Origin of the sequence: Flavobacterium sp. FPG59, from assembly GCF_002150205.1 — a bacterium.
In the GTDB taxonomy this organism is placed as follows: Bacteria; Bacteroidota; Bacteroidia; order Flavobacteriales; family Flavobacteriaceae; genus Flavobacterium.
In genome coordinates this window covers 1-3,258 of the sequence record NZ_MTCA01000287.1, presented here as the reverse complement: position 1 = coordinate 3,258, position 3,258 = coordinate 1, and the positions used below count along the sequence as shown (strand labels likewise).

The 3,258-nt window shown below is 34.3% G+C and carries 4 protein-coding genes; 1 reads left to right on the top strand and 3 read right to left on the bottom strand.

Features of this window, described 5'->3' with window-relative positions; genetic code table 11:
• The first annotated feature begins 42 nt into the window (after positions 1–42).
• Positions 43–957, top strand: coding sequence for a TIGR01777 family oxidoreductase (locus FPG59_RS15130; RefSeq protein ID WP_086455388.1), 915 nt, complete (start codon positions 43–45; stop codon positions 955–957).
• A 46-nt stretch (positions 958–1,003) separates the two neighbouring features.
• On the opposite strand, the gene FPG59_RS15125 is transcribed toward FPG59_RS15130, so the two are convergent.
• The 3 genes from FPG59_RS15125 to rmuC form a co-directional block, all read right to left on the bottom strand.
• Positions 1,004–1,555 carry an acyl-CoA thioesterase gene (locus FPG59_RS15125; protein ID WP_086455387.1) on the bottom strand — a complete coding sequence of 184 codons (552 nt, stop codon included), beginning with the start codon at positions 1,553–1,555 and terminating at the stop codon, positions 1,004–1,006.
• The gene (locus FPG59_RS15120) at positions 1,556–1,921 is read right to left on the bottom strand and encodes a 6-phosphogluconate dehydrogenase (protein ID WP_086455386.1); all 366 of its coding nucleotides are present in this window, start codon (positions 1,919–1,921) and stop codon (positions 1,556–1,558) included.
• A 5-nt stretch (positions 1,922–1,926) separates the two neighbouring features.
• Positions 1,927–3,258: DNA recombination protein RmuC (gene rmuC, locus FPG59_RS15115; RefSeq protein ID WP_140344693.1), on the bottom strand; the 1,332-nt coding region annotated here is incomplete at its 5' end.

Here is a 3,258-nt window from a genome sequence, read left to right as displayed (position 1 = left end):
TTATAATTTTATATCTTTAAAATTCATTAGCTTTACACTATTATGAAAAAGAACGTATTAATTAGCGGCGGAACAGGATTTATAGGTAAGCAATTAACGACTTTGCTGTTATCCAAAGGTTTTTCGGTATCTATCCTTACTAGGACTTTAAGACCAAATTTAGAGGAGGTTTTTTATTACAAGTGGGATGTTGAAAATCAAACTATTGATGAACAAGCAGTCTTGCGTGCGGACTATATTGTACATCTAGCTGGTGAAAACATTGCCGAGAAAAGATGGACTGCAAAACGTAAAGCTGCCATAATAGAGAGTAGAGAGCAATCTACCTTATTATTATATATCACACTTAAAAAGCACAATAAGCAACTAGAAGCCTTTATATCTGCATCGGCAGTAGGGATTTACGGAGCAGTAAATGGGGAGGAAATTTGCGAAGAAACTATGATTCCTGCAAATGATTTTTTGGGTTATACCTGTCAAAAATGGGAAGATGCGATAGATTTTATTGAAAATAGAAATATAAGAACGGTCAAATTAAGAACTGGACTCGTATTAGGCAAGAACGATGGTGTCTTGAATAAGCTTGCTACTATTTTTAAGTTGAGGTTAGGCTCAGCACTGGGTACTGGCAAACAGTATATGCCTTGGATTCACGTAGATGATTTGTGTATGATGTACTATCATGCCATAAAAACAGAGCATATGAATGGTGCTTATAATGCAGCCATACAAGATAATACTACAAATACTATTTTCTCAAAAACGCTTGCATGTGTTTACGGATATTCTATTTGGTTGCCCAATGTACCCACGTTTGTTCTAGAATTTGTCATGGGCGAAATGTCTAAAATTGTACTCACGGGTAGGAGGGTCTCCTCTAAAAAAATAGAGCAGACCGGTTTTCAGTTTCAATTTAAAAATTTGGAGGGAGCTTTGAGGAATTGTTTAACTAAATAACAGTATTCCTTTAACATTTTTTTTGTTTATGTGTTCTTGATGAATGTTAGGGTTCAAAATCAAGTTTTACATTATCATGTGATAGACTTTCAATAGCAGAAGGAGAATTATAATCGAAAATTTCTTCGTGTAAGTCTTTTTCTTTCTTTAGAGCAATTTGCTTAACGCAGTTAAAATAGCGTCTCAAATCATTTTGGTTTGATAAAATAAGACCTGGAACGGTCACGCTTTCCCCTGAATTTTTTTTGGCAACCATAGTAAAATAAGAAGAATTGCAATGTTTTATTTTTCCAGTTTGAATGTTTTCTGCCTCAACACGAATTCCTATAATCATAGAACTTTTGCCCACATAGTTTACACTGGCTTTCATAGTCACTAGTTCGCCAACTTCAATAGGGCTCAAGAAATTAACGGTATCAACTGATGCAGTTACACAATAATTTCCTGAAAATTTTGAGGCACAAGCAAATGCAATCTGGTCTAAAAGTGATAAAATATATCCACCATGTATTTTACCACTAAAATTAGTATGCGATGGTAGCATCAGCTCAGATATGCTAATGTCTGAGGATGCTACTGTTTTAAAAATGCGATCCATTTATTTAATCTTGAACGGTGAGTTTACTTTTTTGACATCAGTTATAAAATAGCGTGTGTCTCCCCACCACGGAAAAGTACGGTAACGTTCTACATAATTTACTTGAACATATTGTCCTTCAAATTCTTGTAAGTCAGTTATAACCTTGTCATTACTATCTAATACAGAAAAGGTGAAAATTTGCGCTCCAGAAATACCTTGACTGATTTCTCCTTCCCAAGTTTTAAAAACCACTCCTTTATTACTAACTTTAATTAATTCGCCAGATCGTACACCTTCACTATATGTTGCTGTGTATAAAAAAGTAAAATAGGATACAAGACCTAGTAGTATAACCGCTAAAGTTATCATTAAAAATTTTCTCATTTTGTTTAGTTTAGTAATTGATTATCGTCTTTTTCGGCTCTGTTTAATATACTTTCTGGAAGTGCTTTTTTAGCTTTGGCTCCCATTTTCTTTAATTTTTCGACACTTACGATTAAGTTACCTTTTCCATCAACTAGTTTGTTCATTGCACCAGAATATTCTGTTTTAGTTTCGTCTATTTTTTTACCAATTTTGATTAAATCAGCAACAAATCCTTCAAATTTATCATAAAGTGCACCAGCTTGTCTCGCAATTTCTAGTGCATTTTCCTGTTGTTTCTGATTGGTCCACATACTATCAATAGTTCGTAAGGTAGCTAATAAAGTGGCAGGAGTGACAATGACTATGTTTTTTTCGAATGCTTTGTTGTACAGCGTAGTATCTTCATTAAGCGCCATAGCAAAGGCTGGTTCTATCGGAATAAAAAGCAGAACAAAATCAGGACTTTCCATTTGGTATAGGTCATGATAATTTTTGTTTCCTAGTTGCTCCACATGACGTTTAATTGAATTGACATGCTCGCGTAAAAATCCAGTTTTTGCTACATCATCCTCTTCATTAATATATTTTTCGTAAGCCGTAAGGGACACTTTAGAGTCGACAATCATTTTTTTACCATCCGGCAAATTAATAACAACGTCAGGAAAAACGCGGTTTCCATCTTCGGTTGTAAAAGCTTGTTGTACTTCATACTCACGACCTTTCTCTAAGCCTGACTTTTCTAGTACACGTTCCAAAACTAATTCGCCCCAATTTCCTTGCATTTTGCTATCGCCTTTTAATGCTTTGGTAAGGTTAATTGTTTCTTTGCTCATTTGAATATTCATCTCGCGTAAGCCCAGAATTTGTTGGCGTAAAGCGGCATGATAATCAATACTTTCTTTATGTGTATCTTCTACTTTCTTTTCGAATAACTGAATTTTATCTTGCAGTGGAGACAATATGTTTTTCATGTTTTCTTTGTTCTGCTCCGTAAATTTATTCGATTTTTCGTCTAATATTTTATTGGCAAGATTTTCAAATTCCTTGGTGAATTTTTCTTGTAGTTTTTCTACCTCTTCCTTTTGTTCTTTATTTCGTTCCCAAAGATTTTCAAAATCTACTTCTTTTTTTGAAAGTTGAATCGCTAAACTGTCTTTTTCATTCCGAATTGCTTCTTTCGCAATTGTGGCGCTCTCCAGTTGTTTTTCAAAAGTTGCTTTGTCTACTTGAACTTGCTCCTTAAGTTGATTGAATTGGCTGGTGTATGCAATTAGTTTTTCTTCTAATCCAATTTTTTCAGACTGAAATCGAGCAGAAAAAATGAGTTTTCCCAGAAAAATTCCGAGACCTAATGC